This window comes from Actinophytocola glycyrrhizae, from assembly GCF_042653545.1.
In the GTDB taxonomy this organism is placed as follows: Bacteria; Actinomycetota; Actinomycetes; order Mycobacteriales; family Pseudonocardiaceae; genus Actinophytocola; species Actinophytocola glycyrrhizae.
In genome coordinates this window covers 476,305-494,724 of the sequence record NZ_JBHSIS010000010.1, presented here as the reverse complement: position 1 = coordinate 494,724, position 18,420 = coordinate 476,305, and the positions used below count along the sequence as shown (strand labels likewise).

16 protein-coding genes are annotated in these 18,420 nt (G+C 72.2%); 12 read left to right on the top strand and 4 right to left on the bottom strand.

Features of this window, described 5'->3' with window-relative positions:
- Positions 1–165: 165 nt before the first annotated feature.
- Positions 166–819, bottom strand: coding sequence for an ACT domain-containing protein (locus tag ACFPCV_RS24035; protein WP_378058548.1), 654 nt, complete (start codon positions 817–819; stop codon positions 166–168).
- A gap of 207 nt (positions 820–1,026) precedes the next feature.
- Here ACFPCV_RS24035 and gatC point away from each other — a divergent pair, with 207 nt between their 5' ends.
- Genes gatC through ACFPCV_RS24015 form a run of 4 tightly spaced genes read left to right on the top strand, consistent with a single transcriptional unit; the run spans position 1,027 to position 7,341 of the window.
- Positions 1,027–1,326 (top strand): Asp-tRNA(Asn)/Glu-tRNA(Gln) amidotransferase subunit GatC, encoded by a 300-nt coding sequence (gene gatC, locus ACFPCV_RS24030; RefSeq protein ID WP_378058547.1) that lies wholly within the window; start codon positions 1,027–1,029, stop codon positions 1,324–1,326.
- Positions 1,323–2,834, top strand: a complete 1,512-nt coding sequence (gene gatA, locus ACFPCV_RS24025; RefSeq protein ID WP_378058546.1) for an Asp-tRNA(Asn)/Glu-tRNA(Gln) amidotransferase subunit GatA — start codon at positions 1,323–1,325, stop codon at positions 2,832–2,834. Before gatC ends, gatA begins: the two co-directional genes overlap by 4 nt.
- The gene (gene gatB / locus ACFPCV_RS24020) at positions 2,831–4,333 is read left to right on the top strand and encodes an Asp-tRNA(Asn)/Glu-tRNA(Gln) amidotransferase subunit GatB (RefSeq protein WP_378058545.1); all 1,503 of its coding nucleotides are present in this window, start codon (positions 2,831–2,833) and stop codon (positions 4,331–4,333) included. Before gatA ends, gatB begins: the two co-directional genes overlap by 4 nt.
- Before the next feature lie 17 nt (positions 4,334–4,350).
- Positions 4,351–7,341 carry an AfsR/SARP family transcriptional regulator gene (locus ACFPCV_RS24015; protein WP_378058544.1) on the top strand — a complete coding sequence of 997 codons (2,991 nt, stop codon included), beginning with the start codon at positions 4,351–4,353 and terminating at the stop codon, positions 7,339–7,341.
- Between the two features lie 144 nt (positions 7,342–7,485).
- Here ACFPCV_RS24015 and ACFPCV_RS24010 read toward each other — a convergent pair whose 3' ends face one another.
- Complete coding sequence (locus ACFPCV_RS24010) at positions 7,486–8,667, bottom strand: PQQ-dependent sugar dehydrogenase (RefSeq protein ID WP_378058543.1); 1,182 nt, start codon at positions 8,665–8,667, stop codon at positions 7,486–7,488.
- A 52-nt stretch (positions 8,668–8,719) separates the two neighbouring features.
- On the opposite strand from ACFPCV_RS24010, the gene ACFPCV_RS24005 reads away from it, so the two are divergent.
- The 5 genes from ACFPCV_RS24005 to ACFPCV_RS23985 all read left to right on the top strand — a co-directional run bounded on the left by ACFPCV_RS24005 (position 8,720) and on the right by ACFPCV_RS23985 (position 13,697).
- Complete coding sequence (locus ACFPCV_RS24005) at positions 8,720–9,625, top strand: 2-hydroxyacid dehydrogenase (protein ID WP_378058542.1); 906 nt, start codon at positions 8,720–8,722, stop codon at positions 9,623–9,625.
- Between the two features lie 50 nt (positions 9,626–9,675).
- A complete protein-coding gene (locus ACFPCV_RS24000) occupies positions 9,676–10,362 on the top strand; it encodes a DoxX family protein (protein ID WP_378058541.1) in 687 nt (228 codons plus the stop codon).
- Positions 10,363–10,374: 12 nt separating this feature from the next.
- Entirely contained in the window at positions 10,375–11,607 is a 1,233-nt protein-coding gene (gene hemW / locus ACFPCV_RS23995) for a radical SAM family heme chaperone HemW (RefSeq protein ID WP_378058540.1), read from the top strand.
- Positions 11,608–11,800: 193 nt separating this feature from the next.
- The gene (locus ACFPCV_RS23990; RefSeq protein ID WP_378058539.1) at positions 11,801–12,328 is read left to right on the top strand and encodes a SigE family RNA polymerase sigma factor; all 528 of its coding nucleotides are present in this window, start codon (positions 11,801–11,803) and stop codon (positions 12,326–12,328) included.
- Position 12,329: 1 nt separating this feature from the next.
- Positions 12,330–13,697, top strand: a complete 1,368-nt coding sequence (locus tag ACFPCV_RS23985; protein ID WP_378058538.1) for a hypothetical protein — start codon at positions 12,330–12,332, stop codon at positions 13,695–13,697.
- Between the two features lie 72 nt (positions 13,698–13,769).
- Here ACFPCV_RS23985 and ACFPCV_RS23980 read toward each other — a convergent pair whose 3' ends face one another.
- Together ACFPCV_RS23980 and cmtR are read right to left on the bottom strand one after the other, a co-directional pair.
- Positions 13,770–14,471, bottom strand: a complete 702-nt coding sequence (locus tag ACFPCV_RS23980) for a cation diffusion facilitator family transporter (protein WP_378058746.1) — start codon at positions 14,469–14,471, stop codon at positions 13,770–13,772.
- Complete coding sequence (gene cmtR, locus ACFPCV_RS23975; RefSeq protein ID WP_378058537.1) at positions 14,468–14,812, bottom strand: Cd(II)/Pb(II)-sensing metalloregulatory transcriptional regulator CmtR; 345 nt, start codon at positions 14,810–14,812, stop codon at positions 14,468–14,470. The genes ACFPCV_RS23980 and cmtR overlap by 4 nt, the downstream gene beginning before the upstream one ends.
- Before the next feature lie 492 nt (positions 14,813–15,304).
- Between cmtR and hrcA the strand changes: the two genes are divergently transcribed.
- The 3 genes from hrcA to ACFPCV_RS23960 all read left to right on the top strand — a co-directional run bounded on the left by hrcA (position 15,305) and on the right by ACFPCV_RS23960 (position 18,286).
- Positions 15,305–16,330 carry a heat-inducible transcriptional repressor HrcA gene (hrcA, locus tag ACFPCV_RS23970; protein ID WP_378058536.1) on the top strand — a complete coding sequence of 342 codons (1,026 nt, stop codon included), beginning with the start codon at positions 15,305–15,307 and terminating at the stop codon, positions 16,328–16,330.
- A 70-nt stretch (positions 16,331–16,400) separates the two neighbouring features.
- Positions 16,401–17,546, top strand: coding sequence for a molecular chaperone DnaJ (dnaJ, locus tag ACFPCV_RS23965; RefSeq protein ID WP_378058535.1), 1,146 nt, complete (start codon positions 16,401–16,403; stop codon positions 17,544–17,546).
- Positions 17,543–18,286: a 16S rRNA (uracil(1498)-N(3))-methyltransferase gene (locus tag ACFPCV_RS23960; RefSeq protein ID WP_378058534.1), complete on the top strand. Its 744-nt coding sequence runs from the start codon at positions 17,543–17,545 to the stop codon at positions 18,284–18,286. The genes dnaJ and ACFPCV_RS23960 overlap by 4 nt, the downstream gene beginning before the upstream one ends.
- The last annotated feature ends 134 nt before the right edge of the window (positions 18,287–18,420 follow it).

Here is an 18,420-nt window from a genome sequence, read left to right as displayed (position 1 = left end):
CCGGGGACTCGCGGGTCCTGAACCGGGGACTCGCGGGTCCTGAACGGGGAACTCGCGGGTCCTGAACCGGGGACTCGCGGGTCCTGAACCGGGGACTCGCGGATTCTGAATCGGGGACTCGCGGGTTCTGAACCGGGGACTCGCGGGTTGAGTGGGGGGTGGGGGTTAGCCGGAGAGGACTACCGCGACTATGCCTGCCAGGTGGGCCAGGCGGGCTACTTCTGCTGCTCGGAACTGGGGGCCGCCTGGGCGGCCTACCAGGAGTACTCGTTCTGGTTTGCCCAGTGGGGTCGCGGCCAGTTCGGTGCCCAGTTCCTTCCAGGTCTCCGGCACCCACGCCTCCTCGCCGTCGAGCACGGTCGCGCGGCCCAGCGGCAGGAACGGCAGGTCGAGGGTCTTGAGCTGGGGTGCCGCCGTGGACGCGGTGAGCGTCCGCGCGGCGCCGGCCTCCGGGCCGACGACCATGGCCCAGCCCGCACGGATGATCCGCGGCACGCCCTCGGTGAAGATGGTCAGCCCCTCGTCCGGCTGGGCCGCCACCTCCTCGACCAGCTCCAGCTCACGGTGCGTGTCCAGCACGCCGGCATACGGTCGCACAGCGTCGACCTCGACGTCGTTGACCGATTCAGCCGCGGTGATCAGCACGTCCGGAAGGCGCCCCTTCGGCAGCTCGACGACCAGGTCGTCGATCGCCGAGCCGTTGTTCCGCTCCACGACGTCCACGGACAGGATGTCGGCCCCGATCGCTCCGAGAGCGGTCGCGACCGCCCCGAGCGCCCCCGGAACGTCCGGGAGCTGAACCCGGATCAGGAAGGACAAGGCGAACGCCTCCCGCTTGCGTAGGTGTCGATCTCGTGCCGGCCGACGATTGTCGCAGACGCCGAGATGTCGCTGGGCCCGCCGTCCACACCCCGGGACGCGCGTGCATGTGACCAGCTTGCCACCCGATAACCCGTTCGTGTGCCCATCAAGCCCGCAAATAGACTCGCTCCACACATCGAAGACGACTACTCAGGAGTTCGTCCCGTGCCCAACATCTCCCGCGACGAGGTGGCTCACCTCGCTCGCCTGGCCAGGCTGGCCGTCACCGACGACGAACTGGACACGTTCGCAGGCCAGCTGGACGTGATCCTCCAGTCGGTGGCGCGTGTCGGCGAGGTGGCGGCCGAGGACATCCCGCCCACCTCGCACGCCGTGCCGCTCACCAACGTGTTCCGTGCCGACCTCGTGCGGCCCGGCCTCACACAGCAGCAGGCGCTGGCCGGGGCACCCGCCGCCGAGGAAGGACGTTTCCGGGTGCCGAGGATTCTGGGGGAAGAGGCATGAGCGACCTCACGAAGCTGACCGCCGCCGAGCTGGCCGAGAAGATCCAGAAGAAAGAGGTCTCCTCGGTCGAGGTCACGCGGGCGCACCTGGACCGGATCGCCGCGGTCGACAAGACCGTCAACGCGTTCCTGCACGTCGACACCGAGCGGGCGCTGTCCGCGGCCCGCGCGGTCGACGAGGACGTGGCCGCCGGGCGGGAGCCCGCGTCGCCGCTCGCCGGCGTGCCGCTGGCGCTGAAGGACGTCTTCACGATGGAGGGCGCGCCCACGACCTGCGGGTCGAAGATCCTCGAGGGCTGGTCGCCGCCGTACGACGCGACCGTCACCCGCAAGCTCCTCGAAGCCGGTGTGGTGATCCTCGGCAAGACCAACATGGACGAGTTCGCCATGGGCTCCTCCACCGAGAACTCCGCGTTCGGCCCCACCCGCAACCCGTGGGACCTCGACCGCATCCCCGGCGGCTCCGGCGGCGGCTCGTCCGCCTCCCTCGCCGCGTTCGAGGCACCGCTCGCCATCGGCACCGACACCGGCGGCTCGATCCGCCAGCCCGCGTCGGTCACCGGCACGGTCGGCGTCAAGCCCACCTACGGCGGCGTCTCCCGGTACGGCCTCGTCGCGTTCTCCTCCTCGCTGGACCAGGGCGGCCCCTGCGCACGGACCGTGCTCGACGCGGCGCTGCTGCACGAGGTGATCGGCGGGCACGACCCGCTCGACTCGACGTCCATCGACGCGCCCGTCCCGTCGGTCGTCGCCGCCGCCCGCGAGGGCGCCAACGGCGACCTGTCCGGTGTGCGGATCGGCATCGTCAAGGAGTTCCAGGGCGAGGGCTACCAGGCCGGGGTCACCGCCGCGTTCCTGGCCGCGGTCGAGGCGCTCAAGGGGCTCGGCGCGGAGGTCGTCGAGGTGTCCTGCCCGAACTTCGACTACGCGCTGCCCGCGTACTACCTGATCGCGCCGAGCGAGGCGTCGTCGAACCTCGCCCGGTTCGACGCGATGCGCTACGGCCTGCGGGTCGGCGACGACAGCGCGAACAGCGCCGAGCAGGTCATGGCGCTCACCCGTGAGGCCGGGTTCGGCGCGGAGGTCAAGCGGCGCATCATGATCGGCACCTACGCGCTGTCGTCCGGCTACTACGACGCCTACTACGGCCAGGCGCAGAAGGTCCGCACGCTGATCACGCGCGACTTCGAGAAGGCGTTCGAGACCGTCGACGTGCTGATCTCGCCGACCACGCCGACCACCGCGTTCCGCATCGGCGAGCGCGTGGACGACCCGATGGCCATGTACCTCGCCGACCTGTGCACCATCCCGGCGAACATGGCGGGCACGCCCGCCATGAGTGTCCCGGCCGGACTGTCCGACGAGGACGGTCTGCCGGTCGGTCTGCAGGTGATGGCGCCCGCGCTGGCCGAGCAGCGCATGTACCGGGTCGCGGCGGCCTACGAGGCCGCCCGCGACGCCGCGTCGGGCGGCAAGCTGATCAACCGCGTCCCCGAGCTGGAGGCATGATGACCGTCGCGACCGTCCTCGACTACGACGAGGTCATCGAGCGCTTCGACCCGGTGCTCGGCCTCGAGGTGCACGTCGAGCTGAACACGCACACCAAGATGTTCTGCGGCTGCCCGACCGCGTTCGGCGCGGAACCCAACACGCAGGTGTGCCCGACCTGCCTCGGCATGCCCGGCTCGCTGCCGGTGGTGAACGGGGCCGCCGTCGAGTCGGCCATCCGCATCGGTCTCGCGCTGAACTGCGAGATCGCGCCGTGGTGCCGCTTCGCGCGGAAGAACTACTTCTACCCGGACATGCCGAAGAACTTCCAGACCTCGCAGTACGACGAGCCGATCGCGTTCGACGGCTCGCTCGCGATCACGCTGGACGACGGCACGGTCATCGACGTCGGCATCGAGCGCGCGCACATGGAGGAGGACACCGGCAAGTCGCTGCACGTCGGTGGCGCCACCGGCCGCATCCACGGCGCCGACCACTCGCTGCTGGACTACAACCGCGCGGGTGTGCCGCTGATCGAGATCGTCACCAAGCCGATCGAGGGCACGGGTGCGCGGGCGCCGGAGGTGGCGCGCGCGTACGTGACGGCGCTGCGTGACCTGCTGCGGGCGCTTGGCGTGTCGGACGTGCGCATGGACCAGGGGTCGCTGCGCTGTGACGCGAACGTGTCGCTGATGGCCAAGGACGCCAAGGAGTTCGGCACCCGCACCGAGACCAAGAACGTCAACTCGCTGCGCAGTGTCGAGCGCGCGGTGCGGTACGAGATGACGCGCCAGGCCGCGATCCTGGTCGAGGGCGGGTCGATCCTGCAGGAGACGCGCCACTTCCAGGAGGACACCGGCACGACGTCCGCGGGCCGCCGCAAGGAGACCTCGGAGGACTACCGGTACTTCCCGGAGCCCGACCTGGTGCCGATCGCGCCGTCGGCGGAGTGGGTGGAGAAGCTGCGGGCGACGCTGCCGGAGATGCCGTGGGAGCGCCGCAGGCGCATCCAGGCCGACTGGCAGCTGACCGACCTGGAGCTGCGTGACCTGGTCAACGCGGGCGCGGTGGACCTGATCGCGGCGACCGTCGACGCGGGCGCGTCGCCGGCCGAGGCCCGTGCCTGGTGGGTGAGCTTCCTCGCGCAGGAGGCGAACGCGCGCGGCATCGAGCTGGCGGCGCTGCCGATCACGCCCGCGCAGGTGGCGCGGGTCTCGGCGCTCGTGGCCGAGGGCAAGCTGACGAACAAGCTGGCCCGCGAGGTCATCACCGGTGTGCTGGCCGGTGCGGGCGAGCCGGACGAGATCGTCGAGAAGCGCGGCCTCGCGGTCGTGTCCGACGACAGCTCCCTGTACGCCGCGGTCGACGAGGCACTGGCCGCGCAGCCGGACGTGGCGGACAAGATCCGCGGCGGCAAGGTCGCCGCGGCGGGCGCGATCGTCGGCGCGGTCATGAAGGCCACGAAGGGCCAGGCCGACGCGAAGCGCGTGCGTGAGCTGATCCTGGAGCGCTGCAAGTAGCGCCCGCCGTTCCTGCCATGACGGCCAGGTTCGGCGTCCTCGGTCCGCTGCAGGTCACCGGCCACGACGGCCGGTGGCTGCGCCTGCGCGGGCAACGGCAGCGGGCGCTGCTCGCGATGCTGTTGTTCAACGCGAACGAACGCGTGCCGACGGACCGGCTCGTCGACGCGCTGTGGCCGGGGGTCCCGCCGAAGTCCTACGCGTCGAACCTGCACACCTATGTGTCCCGGCTCCGGGACCGGCTCGGTGACACGCTCATCGACCACGCCGGTCCCGGCTACCGGCTGCGCGTCGACGACGCGGACCTTGACCTGCTCACGTTCCGCACGGCAGGCGAGTCCGGGCGGGCCGCGCTCGCGGCCGGTGACGCCGAGACCGCCGCGGGGCACCTGCGGCGCGCGCTGGCCCAGTGGCGGGACCGCCCGCTCGCCGACCTCGCGCTGCCCGCGCTCGACGCGGAGGTGGCGCGGCTGGAGATCGAGCGGCTGACCGTCTTCGAGGACTGGGTGGCCGCGGAGCTGGCGGTGGGCCGCCACGCCGCGCTGCTCGGTGAGCTGCAGGCCGCGGTGGCGGAGCACCCGTTGCGGGAACGGCTCGTCGGGCAGCTCATGCGGGCGTTGCGGCGGTCCGGGCGGCAGGCCGACGCGCTCGCCGCGTACCGCACCGCCCGCGCCACGCTCGTCGAGGAGACCGGGCTCGAACCCGGTGCCGAACTGCGGGCGGTGCACGCGGAGATCCTGCGTGGCGATGACGATCCCGCCGACGATCCCGCCGACGAGTGGCCGATCCGGCAGCTGCCCGCCGACCTCCGCGTGTTCACCGGCCGCGACCACGCCGTGGACGAGCTGACCGCGCTGCTCACCGGACCCGACGGGCTGCCGGTCGTGCTGACCGGCGAACCGGGGGTCGGCAAGAGCGCGCTCGCCGTCCGCGTCGCGCACCGCCTGCGGCCCGCGTTCCCCGACGGCCAGCTCTACGCCCACCTCGCGGGCGCCACCGCGCCCCGCCCGGTCGACGACGTGCTCACCGACCTGCTGCGCAGCCTCGGCGTGACCGGCCCCGGCATCCCCGACGACGTGCACGCCAAGGCCGCGGTCCTGCGCAGCCGTCTCGCCGACCGCCGCGTGCTGCTCGTGCTCGACGACGCCGCCGACCCCGGCCAGGTCCGCCCGCTGCTGCCCGGCACCCCCAGCACCGCGGTGCTGGTCACCAGCAGGCGCAGGCTGAGCGGTCTCCTCAACGCGCACCGGGTGACGGTCGGCTCGCTCACCGACGCGGAGGCGCTCGACCTGCTCGCCACGATCGCGGGCCCGCGCGTGCCCGCCGACCAGGACGGCGCGCGCCGCATCGCCGCCGCGTGCGGCAACCTGCCGCTGGCGCTGCGCATCGCGGGCACCCGCCTCGCGCTGCGGCCGCAGCTGCGGCTCAGCACGCTCGCCGACCGCCTCGAGGACGAACGCCGCCGCCTCGACGAGCTGTCCGTCAGCGACCTGCAGGTCCGCGCCGGTCTCGCGCTGAGCTACGCGGCGCTGACCGAACCGGCGCGGGCCACGTTCCGGCTGATCGGCGCGGCCGCTACCACCAACGTGCCCGCGTGGGCGATCACCGTGCTGCAGGACGGGGTGGCGGGGGAGGACGCCGTCGACGAGCTGGTCGAGTCGAGCCTGCTGCAGCCCGCGGCCGACGACGCGTGCGGTGAGCCGCGCTACGAGATCCACGACCTGGTGCTGACGTTCGCCCGTGAACGGCTGCTCGCCGACGACGGCGCCGCCGGGTGCGACCGCGCGGCGGCGCGGCTGCTGGACGCGATCCTCGCGCTGGCGGACCGGCTGGGCCAGGACCTGCCGAGGGTGTTCCCGGCGCTGGCGGTCGACGAGCCGGTGCCCGCACCGCAGTTGCCGGAGGAGAGCCTGGTCCGCTACGCGGCCGACCCGGTCGGCTGGTTCGCGATCGAACGCACGTCGCTGGTGGCGGGCATCGGGCTGCTGACCGGCATCGGCATGCACCGGCGCGCGGCGCGGATCTTCGAGCGGCTCGCGCGGTACCTGTGGCCGCAGGGGTCCTACGCCGACCTGCGGGCCTGCGCGTCGGCGCTCGCCGAGGCGGGCCGCGCGGCAGGCGACGAGCGGGTCGAGGTGTGGGCGGAGGCCGTGCACGCGCGCGTGCTGCACGTGCGGGGCCGCTACGCCGACGCGGTGGAGAAGTACCGCTGGTGCGCCGACCGGCTCGGGGCCGACCGGCACGCGCTCGCGTGGGTGCTGACCAACCTCGCCGACTGCCTCACCGGTCTCGGGATGCCGGAGGAGGCCCTCGGGCTGACCGACCGCGCGGCGGCACTGTCCACGGAGGAGGCGGTCGCGGCGGCGCGGTCGGCGGCGCTGAACCGGCTGGGGCGTCCCGCCGAGTCGGTCCGGGTGGACACGGAGGCGCTCGCGGTGGCCCGGCGGTCGGCCGAGCCGAGGGCCGTGGCGGGCGCGTTGCAGAGCCTGTCGTGGAGCCTCGCGCTGACCGGGGAGCTGGACCGGGCAGCGACCGCGGCGCGGGAAGCGGTGGCGCTGCTGCGGGGCACGACGGCCCGCCGTGCGCTGGCGCGGGCACTGCGCACGCTGGGCGCGGTCCAGGCGGGGCGTGGGGAACGGGCCGGTGCGCTGGCGGCGTTCGCGGAGTGCCGCGCGATCGCGGAGGAGATCAACGAGGCGCCGAGGGTGCTGTCCAGCAGGAGGGCGATCGCGGCGGGCTGGGTCGGCGACGGCCGCGCCGGCGAGGCGGTGGCGGAGCTGCGTGCGTGTGTCGCCGCGTACCGCGAGATGGGTTCGGCGTCCTCCACGGCGATCACGCTGCGGCTGCTGGCCGCCGCGCACGACGCCGTCGGCGAACCGGACGCCGCGGAGAAGGCGCGTGCGGAGGCCGACCTGACGGCCGACCCCCGCGACAGCAACGCGCGCGCCCTCACGGCGTTGCTCATGAACCTCACCAGGGTGCCGGGCCCCTCGCTCTCGGCACACTGAGCGGGGTCAGGTGAGCACGAACGCGACACCCCTCGCATCGCGGTGATCACCCCAGCGGGAGCAGGCTAGGGAACCCCGCCACACGGAGCGCACACAGAACGGGTGCGGCTGTCCCCACCACACAGGCCCGGACCGGTCCCGGCGTCAGTCCGGGCCGCCGCCCCCGCCGCCGTCCGGCGGCACGACCACGACCGCGCGGTCGTCGCTCGACACCGGGGCGCCGCCCTCCTTGTTGACCGTGCCCACCACCGACACTTGCTCGTTCACGGCGTCCATCCCGCCGAGCCTGCCGAAACCCTTGTCCTCCTCGAACGAGATCTGCGGCTTGCCTGCGAACGACCCGTCCGGCGCGAGCGGCAGCAGCTGCGCGTTGCCCGCCGTCGACATCACGACCAGCACCCCGGTCCCGGTCGCCGCGCACCCGGCGACACCGGGCCGGTCCGGCCAGGTCCACGCCGGCACCGACAGCGGCTTGCCGGGCTCCAGCTTGTACAGCACGTCCTGCGTGGCGGCCCGGTCCGTCACCCACGTGCCGGAACCGTCGAACGGCGCGCACAGCCCGCCAGGGGCCCGCAGACCGCTCGCCACCACCATCGACCCCGGCGTCGGGTTGCCCTCGGCGGGCCGGCCGGTGGCGTCGAACCGCAGCACCTTGCCCGCGAGCGAGTTCAGGTCGCCGGTCAGGTTCACGTTGCCCGCGTCACCCGTGGCCAGCAGCAACGCGCCCTGGCGGTCGAGCGCGAGCGCGCCCCGGTTGTTGGTCGCGCCGCGCGGGATGCCGGTGATGATCGGCTTGGGCACGTCACCAGGCGCGATCCGGACCACGCGGTTGTCGGTCGGGGTCGTCACGTACGCGAAGATCAGCTGGTCCTCTGCGTAGGTGGGGGAGAGGGCGAGCCCGGTGAGGCCGCCGTCGGTGCTCCCGTCCACCGGCACCGTCGCCACCAGCTGCGGTTCGGTGTTGGGCTTGACCCGCAGGATCCGTCCGGTGCGCCGCTCACCGACCAGCGCGGTCGGCTCCCGGCCGTCGCCGGGCAGCGCGGCGACCGCGCTCACCGTGTCCATGCAGGTGCCGATGACCGCCGGGTTGTAGTCGGTGCAGCCATCGGGCGGCGGGATCTCGCTCGGCCTGGCGCCACCGCCGCCACCGGGCACGTCGGGCTGCCCCTCGCCAGGGACCTGCGGTTCCGGCCCGCCCTGCGGGGTGAGCTGCTCCTGTGGCCGCCAGCTCTCCGGCGGCGGCTGGTCCGTGAACGTTGCGCACCCCGCTGTCAGCAGGACGCCACCCAGCACGCCCGCCACCAGCACACGCGACCTCAAGGACATGCGTCCACGCTAGGGTCCCGCCCGTGAACCTCGGGTAAGTAGGGTGCCGGACGTGACGATCACCGTGCTGGTGCCCGACGAGGCCGGCGTGACCGCGCTGACCGGCGTGAACGGTCTCGACGTGGTCCGCTACGACACCGCTGCCGCGTTGCCGGGGAACGCCGAGGTGCTGGTGCCCGGGTTCCTCACGCGGGCCGAGCCGGAGGCCTTCGTCGCGGCCCTGCCGAACCTGCGGCTCGTCCAGCTGCTCACCGCGGGTGCTGAGGGCTGGATCGGCCGGGTGCCCGAACACGTCATGCTGTCGGTCGCGCGGGGTGCGCACGGCGGCAGCACCGCGGAGTGGGCGCTCGCCACGTTGCTCGCCGTGTACCGGGACCTGATCCCGTTCGAGCGCGAGCGGACGGCCCACCGGTGGGGCCGCAGGCCGACCGAGACGCTGATCGACAAGAAGGTGCTGGTCATCGGCGCCGGTGACCTGGGGACACAGCTGAAACGCAGGCTGGAAGCGTGCGACGCGACGACCACCCTCGTCGGCACCAGGGCGCGGGAGGGCGTGCACGGCTTCGACGAGGTGCCGGAGCTGCTGGCGGCGCACGACGCGGTGGTGCTGATGGTCCCGCTCACGCCCGCCACCGAAGGGATGGTCGACGCGGCGTTCCTGTCCATGATGCGGGACGGCGCGGTGCTCGTGAACGCGGCGCGGGGCCGGGTCGTCGACACCGGCGCCCTGGTCGCCGAGCTGGCGCGCGGCAGGCTGCGTGCCGCGCTGGACGTGACCGAACCGGAGCCGCCGCCCGCGGACCACCCGCTGTGGACGTTGCCGAACGTCCTGCTCACCCCGCATGTCGCGGCGAGTGTCGAGGGCTACGAGCGGCGCGCGTACGAGGTGGTCGCGCAGGAGATCGCCAGGTACGCGGCGGGGGAGCGGCCACACAATCTCGTACGGGGCGACTACTGATCGCGAGATCACCGGGCCACCCGTTCGGCCGATGCCTTACCCTCCGCTGGGTGAGTACTGAAGACGACCGGGGCTACTACACCACCGGCGACTCCTCGTCCACGACCCAGAGCTTCGGCCGGCCCGCGGGCACCAGCTCGTCGTCCATGTTCGATGACGACGACGCGTACGCGAGCGCGCCGACCACCGACTTCTCCAGCTTCGACGACGAGTCGCCGCAGGCGGCCTCCGCGCAGACAAGAAAGCCGGAGTGGCACCGCGGCCTGGACCTCGGGCTGCTGGTACTGCGGCTGGCGATCGGCGCCTTCTTCGTCGCGCACGGCACGGACAAGCTGTTCGGCTGGTTCAACGACGGCATGGGCATGGAAGCCACGAGGCAGATGCTCATCGGGTTCGGGTACACCGAGCCGGGCGCGCTCGCCCTGGTGGTCGCGCTGAGCGAGACGATCGGTGGTCTGCTGGTCGTCCTGGGCCTGTTCTTCCCGGCGGGTGCCGCCGCCCTGCTCGGCGTGATGGCCAACGTCATCGTCGTCAAGGGCGACTGGAACCTCTTCCTGGGCGACGTCGAGCTGGAGATGACGTACGCCGCCGCGGCGTTCGCCCTGCTGTTCGCAGGCCCCGGCCGGTTCGCGCTGGACCGGCACACGCACTGGTGGCGCAAGGCCCCGGTGTACGGCCTGGTCTTCCTGGTTCTGGCCGCGGGCCTGACCGTGGTCACGCTGGTCGTGTTCCGCTGAGATACTGGCGGGGTGCCATCAGCACTACCGGACGGTGACGTAGCTCCCCCGGACGGCGCGCTACCCGAAGAGGCCCTGGCCGGCCTGGGAAGGCGCCCGTTCGGGGTCTACGTGCACGTCCCCTTCTGTGCCACCCGCTGCGGCTACTGCGACTTCAACACCTACACGGCGGCTGAGCTGGCAACCAGCCCGGCGTCCCCCCGGTCCTGGCTGGACGCCGTCAGGGCCGAGCTGACCCTGGCCGCCGAAGTCCTGGGCGCGCCCCCACCCGCGGACACCGTCTTCGTGGGCGGCGGCACCCCCTCGCTCCTGGGTGCGGACGGCCTGCGGAACGTGCTGGACGCGGTCCGCGACACGGTGGGCCTGGCCCCGGACGCGGAAGTGACCACCGAGTCCAACCCGGAGTCCACGAACCAGGAGTTCTTCGCCGCCATCAGGGACGCCGGCTACACGAGGGTCTCCCTGGGCATGCAGTCGGCAGCCCCCCACGTGCTGAGGGTGCTGGACCGGACCCACACCCCGGGCAGGGCGACGACGGCGGCCCACGAAGCCCGCCGTGCGGGCTTCGACCACGTGAACCTGGACCTGATCTACGGCACCCCTGGCGAGACCGCGTCGGACCTGGCGGCGTCCCTGGACGCGGTACTGGAAGCGGGAGTCGACCACGTCTCGGCCTACGCGCTGATCGTGGAGGAAGGAACGGCGCTGGCCCGCAGGATCGGACGAGGTGACCTCCCCGCCCCGGAGGACGACACGCTGGCCGACCGCTACGAACAGACGGACACGGCGCTGGCGAAGGCGGGCCTGCACTGGTACGAGGTCTCGAACTGGGCAACGGAACCCACAGCGTGGTGCAGGCACAACCTGGGCTACTGGCACGGCGCGAACTGGTGGGGTGCTGGCCCCGGTGCGCACAGCCACGTCGGCGGCGTCCGCTGGTGGAACGTGAAACACCCGGCCCGCTACGCGGCGGAGCTGGCGAACGGCGGATCCCCGGCGGCGGCAAGGGAAACCCTGACGCCGCAGGACCGCCACCTGGAACGCGTGATGCTGGAACTCCGCCTGGTGGACGGCCTGCCGGTGGACGCACTGTCCGAGGAGGCCCAGAGGGAAGCGCGCCAGGCAGCGGAAGAAGGGTTGCTGGACAAGGACGCGCTGGCAGGCGTGCGGGGCCGCTTCGGCCGCTGTGTACTGACCTTCAGGGGCCGCCTGCTGGCCGACGCGGTGGTCCGCCGCCTGACCTGACCAGCTCCCGACGAATTCCGTAGCGCCCGACCACCGGCGTCGTTCCACGGCGACCAGCCGGCCGGGCATCTCGCCACGCGGTGTCTCCTCGGGTCGGCTTGTGCCGAAACTCGGCTCGGTCCGCTGACAACCTCGCCCGGCAGGCGGGTGTTAGTACGGGTGATTCCCACCACCTGACCGAACTGGAGCACCTATGAGTGACGCGGAGTTCACCGACTTCGTGACGCACCGCTCCCCCGCACTGCTGCGCACCGCATACCTGCTCTGCGGCGGCGACCACGCCGCGGCGGAGGACCTGCTGCAGGGGGTCCTCGAACGTGTCTTCCCCCGCTGGCGGCGGGTCCGGGACCATCCCGAACCCTACGTGCGGGCCGCACTCGCCAACGCGGCTGTCAACCGCTGGCGGCGAAAGGCCCGCCGAGTCACCGAGATGCCGCTGATCCGGGAAGGCCCGCAGTCGCGGACATCCGGGCCCGAACAGCGAGTGCTCGACCACGACTTCGTGGTGCGTGCGCTCGCGACGCTGCCGCCACGGATGCGGGCGGTGCTGGTTCTCCGTTTCCTGGACGACATGTCCGAAACGGACACAGCGGCCGCGTTGCGCTGCGGCGTCGGCACCGTGAAGAGCCAGACCTCCCGAGGACTCGCCCGGCTGCGCGAGCTGGTCGTCGAGTCCGAGACGACCGCCACGACGACCATGACGACCCACCGGAGCAGCTGACATGGACACCCGCGAGTTCGCCGACGCCCTACGCGAGGCCACCGCCGACCGCGTGCCACGAGAGGGCTTCGCCGAGGCCGTACTCAGCGGCAGCCGTCGCCGCCGCACCCGCAACCGGCTCACCGCGACGGCCGCGGTCACCGGCGTCGCCGCCGCCGTGGCGGCCGTCGTCCTCACCGTGCCGTCCCAGTCCTCCCTGCCACCCGGCGACTCGACTGCAGTTACGTCCCCACCGAAGCAGGACCTGCGGCTCACTCGGTCCGGCGGGGAGCTCATCGGGGACGCCGACCTCACCGGTCGAGCCGTCGACGCCTGGAACGCCGGCATGGCGGGCGCGCCGGTCAATCCGGACGGCGCACTGGACGACCGCCTCGGCGAGCCGCACGTGTACTGGGCCGGCGACACCCCGGTCGGCGACACCGTGATCGTCATGCAGATCGTTCGGCTGCCCGCTGACGAGAGGGTTCCGCCCGAGGAGCGTGGCCAGGAGGTCCTCGTCACCGGCATCGTCGCGACCGCGCCCGGGACCGATGAGCTCCGCCTGCTCGGCGCCCAGGACGACCCACGGGCCGGCCAGTTCCTCCTGCCCGACGACCGGACCGTGCTCGCCGTCACGTACGCGGGCATGTCCGGCACCGAGTACGAGAACATCGGGCTGTGGGCCTCCCCGGAGATCCGCTACGCCGAGGACGGCACCGCCGGCCGTGACTGGATCCCGGTCGCGATCGACGACGGCGTCGGCATCGGCACGCTGCCGTCGGGCACCAATCCGCTCAACGTACGCCTTGTCACCGGGCAGGAAGCGCCGTCGGCGCGAGTGGAGCAGAAGACCGGTGCGCACCTGCCGCTGCTGCGCACCGCCACCTACCCCGAGCCTGCACCCAGCCCACAGCCACACGGCCTTGAGTGGGAGGGCACGCTGGCCGTCGGCGAACCGCGGGACCTCGCCCCGCCGCCGTCGGACATCTTCGTCACCGCCATCCGCGACGACGGAATCCTGGACTCCGCCTCGTACACCGAGCAGCAGGCCAAGTGGACGGTCGTGGCTGGGACCGCCGGCGACGCGACCGTGATCCTCGGCGAGCACCAGGAGCTCGACCACCCGGCCTACCTGTACGCGGTCACGCTCGGACCGGACGAGAGGACCGTTGCCGGGGTCGAACGGGTGGCCGAGATCGACCGTGACCACGCCCTGCCTGTCGCGTACCAGCTGCCCGACGCGCAGGGCACCGTCATCGCGGCGCAGGGGAAGTCGCTGAGCTACCGTGCCTCGGCCGACGCGGCCTGGTCGACGCCCGTGGACGACGCTGCGCTGGTGCCGGCCGACGCCACACAGGTACGGGTCGGCAATGAGGTGATCGACCTGTAGGACCGGAACCGGTGCCTCCGCGAGTCCGCGGGGGCGCCGATTCACTTCCCGGTGGTCTGGTGCGGGAGGGGCTCAGCAGCAGTGCTCGCCCCGCCACGCCTCCCGGCCCTCCTTCACCGCGACGGCCGCGATGATCAGCGCGACGACCGGGTCGGCCCATGACCAGCCGAACAGGGAGTTGAGCACCAGCCCGACCAGCAGGACCCCCGACAGGTAGGTGCACAGGAGGGTCTGTTTCGAGTCCGCGACCGCACTTGCCGAACCCAGTTCCCGACCGGTGCGCCGTTGCGCGTAGGACAGGAACGGCATCACGACGAGCGACACGGCCGCCAGGACGATCCCGACCGTGGAGTGCTTGGCGTCCTCGGCGCCGAACAGGCTCCGTACCGACTCGACCGTGACGTAGGCGGCGAGCACGAAGAACGACACCGCGATGACCTTGAGCGCGGCCCGTTCCCGGCTCTCCGGGTCCCTGCCCGAGAACTGCCAGGCCACGGCGGCCGCCGACGCCACCTCGATGACCGAGTCCAGACCGAACCCGATCAACGCGGTGGAGGACGCCACGGTGCCTGCCGCGATCGCGACGACGGCCTCGATCACGTTGTAGGTGATCGTCGCCCCGACGAGCAGGCGAACGCGGCGCGACAGAACCGCCCGGCGGGCAGTGTCGAGCGTGGCCACGGCGACCGCCGCGCGTGGCGTGCAGCAGCCGTCGGCGCAGCCATCCGGCTCGACCGGCGACAGTTCGAGGCGTCGCGGCGTCTCCTCGCTCATCGCCGCGCGCTCGCCGGAGCCGGCTCGTCGTCCACGCACGGTTGCGCGGTGTCCACCGCCAGCACCACGTGGACCAGCTCGCGCAGAGCGCGGGCCAGGTGGGCGTCGGCGAGGGCGTAGTGGACCTGACGGCCCTCGTACGTGGCGACGACCAGCCCGCAACCACGCAGGCACGACAGGTGGTTGGACACGTTGGACCGCGTCAGGCCGAGATGGGTGGCGAGTTGTGCCGGGTAGCTCACCCCGTCGAGCAGGGCGACCAGGATGCGGCACCGCGTCGGGTCGGCGAGCGCTCGGCCGAGCCTGGCCAGCGCCGACTCCCGCGTCTCACACGTCAGCATGGGGGAAACAGTACAGCGGAGGCTGATATACAGCAATGGCTGAACAGTTCACCACTCCTGCACAATCGGTACCGTTCCTCGCGAAGGCTTCGAGCCGGGAGCCCTGTGCCTGACATCACAGCCCTGACAAGCTGGCGAGCGGTCGTGATCCAGACGATTGATCCTGCGTCGCCCGACGGGGCTGGGCCGATGCCCTGAAAGGCGCGTTCAGGGCGCCCAGCGCCCTGAACGCGCCTTTCAGGGCATTGCCAACGCCGTCCCTCTCACGGCACCAAAGCCAGGGCGCTCCGCGCCCAGGCCCGCGAAGCGGGCCCAGCCCACGCAAACCAGACGGTGGCGCAAGCCCACCACCGGGATGGCAGGTACACCGGGAGCCGCCCGGGCTCTGGATGGTTGAGCCGGACCGGTTCAACTGGGACGCCATTTGGTACCGGTTCGACCAGTACTCGCGCGCACCTCCGTAAACTCGTGGTGAAGACGGGAGGTGACCTCATGGCAAGCCAGGACGAGCGGCGGTTCGCGGTGCTGCGTGCGATCGTGGCGGACTATGTCTCCAGCCAGGAGCCGGTCGCCTCCAAGGCGATCGTCGAGCGGCACAACCTGGGCGTATCGAGTGCCACGGTGCGCAACGACATGGCCTCCCTCGAGGAGGACGGGTACATCGCGCAGCCGCACACCAGCGCGGGGCGCATCCCCACCGACAAGGGGTACCGGCTGTTCGTCGACCGGCTCACCGACGTCAAACCGCTGTCGGCGGCCGAGCGGCGGGCCATCCACTCCTTCCTCGAAGGGGCGATCGACCTCGACGACGTGATGCGGCGCAGCGTGCGGCTCCTCGCGCAGCTGACGCGGCAGGTCGCCGTCATCCAGTACCCGACGCTGACGCACTCGACGGTCCGGCACATCGAGCTGGTCCAGCTGACTCCCGCCAGGGTGATGCTGGTCCTGATCACCGACAACGGGCGCGTCGAGCAGCGGACCGTCGACCTCGGGGACGTGATCACCGAGGAGACGGTCTCGCGGTTGCGGAACATGCTGAACACCACGCTCGTTGACCATCCGTTGACGGAGGCCGCGGCCAAGGTCAGCGAGCTGCTCGAGGACGCGCCATCCGACCTGCGGGACGCGATGACGCGGCTGGCCACGGTGCTGGTCGAGTCACTGGTGGAGCACCCCGAGGAGCGTCTGGTCCTGGGGGGCACCGCCAACCTGACCCGCAACGCGGCCGACTTCCCCGGGTCGCTGCGCCATATCCTCGAGGCACTCGAGGAGCAGGTGGTGGTGCTGAAGCTGTTCGCCGCCGCCAGCACACCTGGCACCATTACGGTGCGGATCGGGGAGGAGAACGAGGCAGCGGAGATGCGCAGCACGTCGGTGGTCTCCATCGGCTACGGCGCGCACCAGACGCTGCTGGGTGGAATGGGTGTGGTCGGTCCGACGCGGATGGACTACCCGGGCACCATCGCGGCCGTACGTGCGGTCGCCAACTACGTGGGAGACATCCTGTCCGGGCGATGACGCCAGGACAGGACCGATGCAGGGAGCGAGACTCCGGAGCGCCCCTCCGGGGCAGGAGGACGGGAACACGGTGGCGAGGGACTACTACGGCACTCTCGGGGTGCGCCAGGACGCGACGTCCGACGAGATCAAGCGCGCCTACCGCAAGCTCGCGCGCGAGCTCCATCCGGACGTCAACCCCGACGACGGCGCCCAGGAGCGTTTCCGTGAGGTTACGGCGGCCTACGAGGTCCTCTCCGACCCGCAGAAGCGCAAGATCGTCGACATGGGCGGCGACCCGCTCGGCAACGGCGGTGGCGGTGGCGGCCGTGACCCGTTCGCCGGGTTCGGGCTCGGCGACATCATGGACGCCTTCTTCGGCGGCGGTGCGGGCGGCGGCCGCGGCCCGCGCAGCCGCGTGCAGCCGGGCTCCGACGCGCTCATCCGCATCGAGCTGACCCTCGAGGAGTGCAACACCGGCGTCACCCGCGAGCTGACCGTCGACACGGCGGTCCTGTGCGACCTGTGCCGGGGGTCCGGCACCACCGAGGGCACGGCCGTCCAGGTCTGCGACACGTGCGCCGGGCGCGGTGAGATCCAGTCCGTCCAGCGTTCGTTCCTCGGCCAGGTCGTCACGGCCCGCCCGTGCCCGGTGTGCCGCGGCGTCGGCGAGGTCATCCCCGACCCGTGCCGCCAGTGCGGTGGCGACGGCCGGGTCCGCGCCCGCCGCAACATCACCGCCAAGGTCCCGCCGGGCGTCGCCGACGGCATGCGGGTCCGGTTGTCCGGCCAGGGCGAGGTCGGCCCCGGCGGTGGCCCGGCAGGTGACCTGTACGTCGAGGTGGTGGAGCAGCCGCACCCCACCTTCGAACGCAACGGCGCCGACCTGCACTGCACCGTGCGCATCCCGATGACCACCGCCGCGCTCGGCGCCGTACTGCCGCTGGAGACCCTCGACGACACCGTCGAGCTCGAACTCGACCCCGGCACCCAGCCCGGCACCGAAATGCTCCTCACCGGGCACGGCCTGCCGCGGCTGCGGTCGTCCGGCAGGGTCGACGGCCGCGGCGACCTGCACGTGCACGTCGAGGTCGAGATCCCGGCCAAGCTCGACGCCCGGCAGACCGAACTGCTCCGCGAACTCGCCAGCATCCGCGGCGAGGAGGAGCAGATCGTCGCCGCGGGCAACGGCCGGGCCGGCGGACTGTTCTCGCGCCTGCGCGCACGGCACCGTTGAGCGACACCGCACCCGTCTTCCTCGTCGACCCCGTCCCGTCGGGCACCACCGCCGTGCTCGACGGGACGGAAGGCAGGCACGCGGCGGCCGTCCGCAGACTGCGGCCCGGCGAGGAACTCGTCATCGCCGACGGCAGGGGAGAAGCGGCCACCTGCGTCGTTGAAACGGTTCAAGGCAAGGACAGCCTGGCGCTGCGCATCGTCCGGCGGTGGACCGAACCCCAGCCACAGCCCCGGATCGTGCTGGCACAGGCCCTCATCAAAGGCGAGCGGGGCGAGTTGGCGGTCGAGTTGGCGACCGAGACCGGCGTCGACGTGATCGTGCCGTGGCGCGCGGGCCGCAGCATCGTCAAATGGGAAGACGGCCCCAGAGGCGTCAAAGCCCTCGCCCGCTGGCGCAGCACCGCACGGGAAGCCGCGAAGCAGTCCCGCCGTACCCGGATCCCCGAGGTGACCGACCCGGTCACCACCCGCCAACTCGCGGAACTGGTAAGGAAAAGCGCCGCCGCGGTCCTCCTCGACGCCGCGGCGGGGGCAGGCATGGCTGAGCTCGACCTGCCCGACACCGGCGACCTGGTGCTGGTGGTGGGCCCAGAAGGCGGCGTTTCCGAAAGCGAGACCGAGGCCCTTCTCACCGCCGGTGCGCAGGCCGCGAGGCTCGGTCCAACCGTCCTGCGGGCCTCCACGGCCGCTGCTGCCGCTATAGCAACACTTGGAGTCCTCACGCCACGCTGGCGCTGAGAGTGCACAACGGTCTACTCTTTGCACAGCACCACTCCGGAAAACTGAACGTGGAGCGAAAGAGCTACCGCCGGACACCTCCCCCCTCGGTCCGGCGGCGTCGCGTCGCGGTGGAGCGACCCCCAGGCTTCACC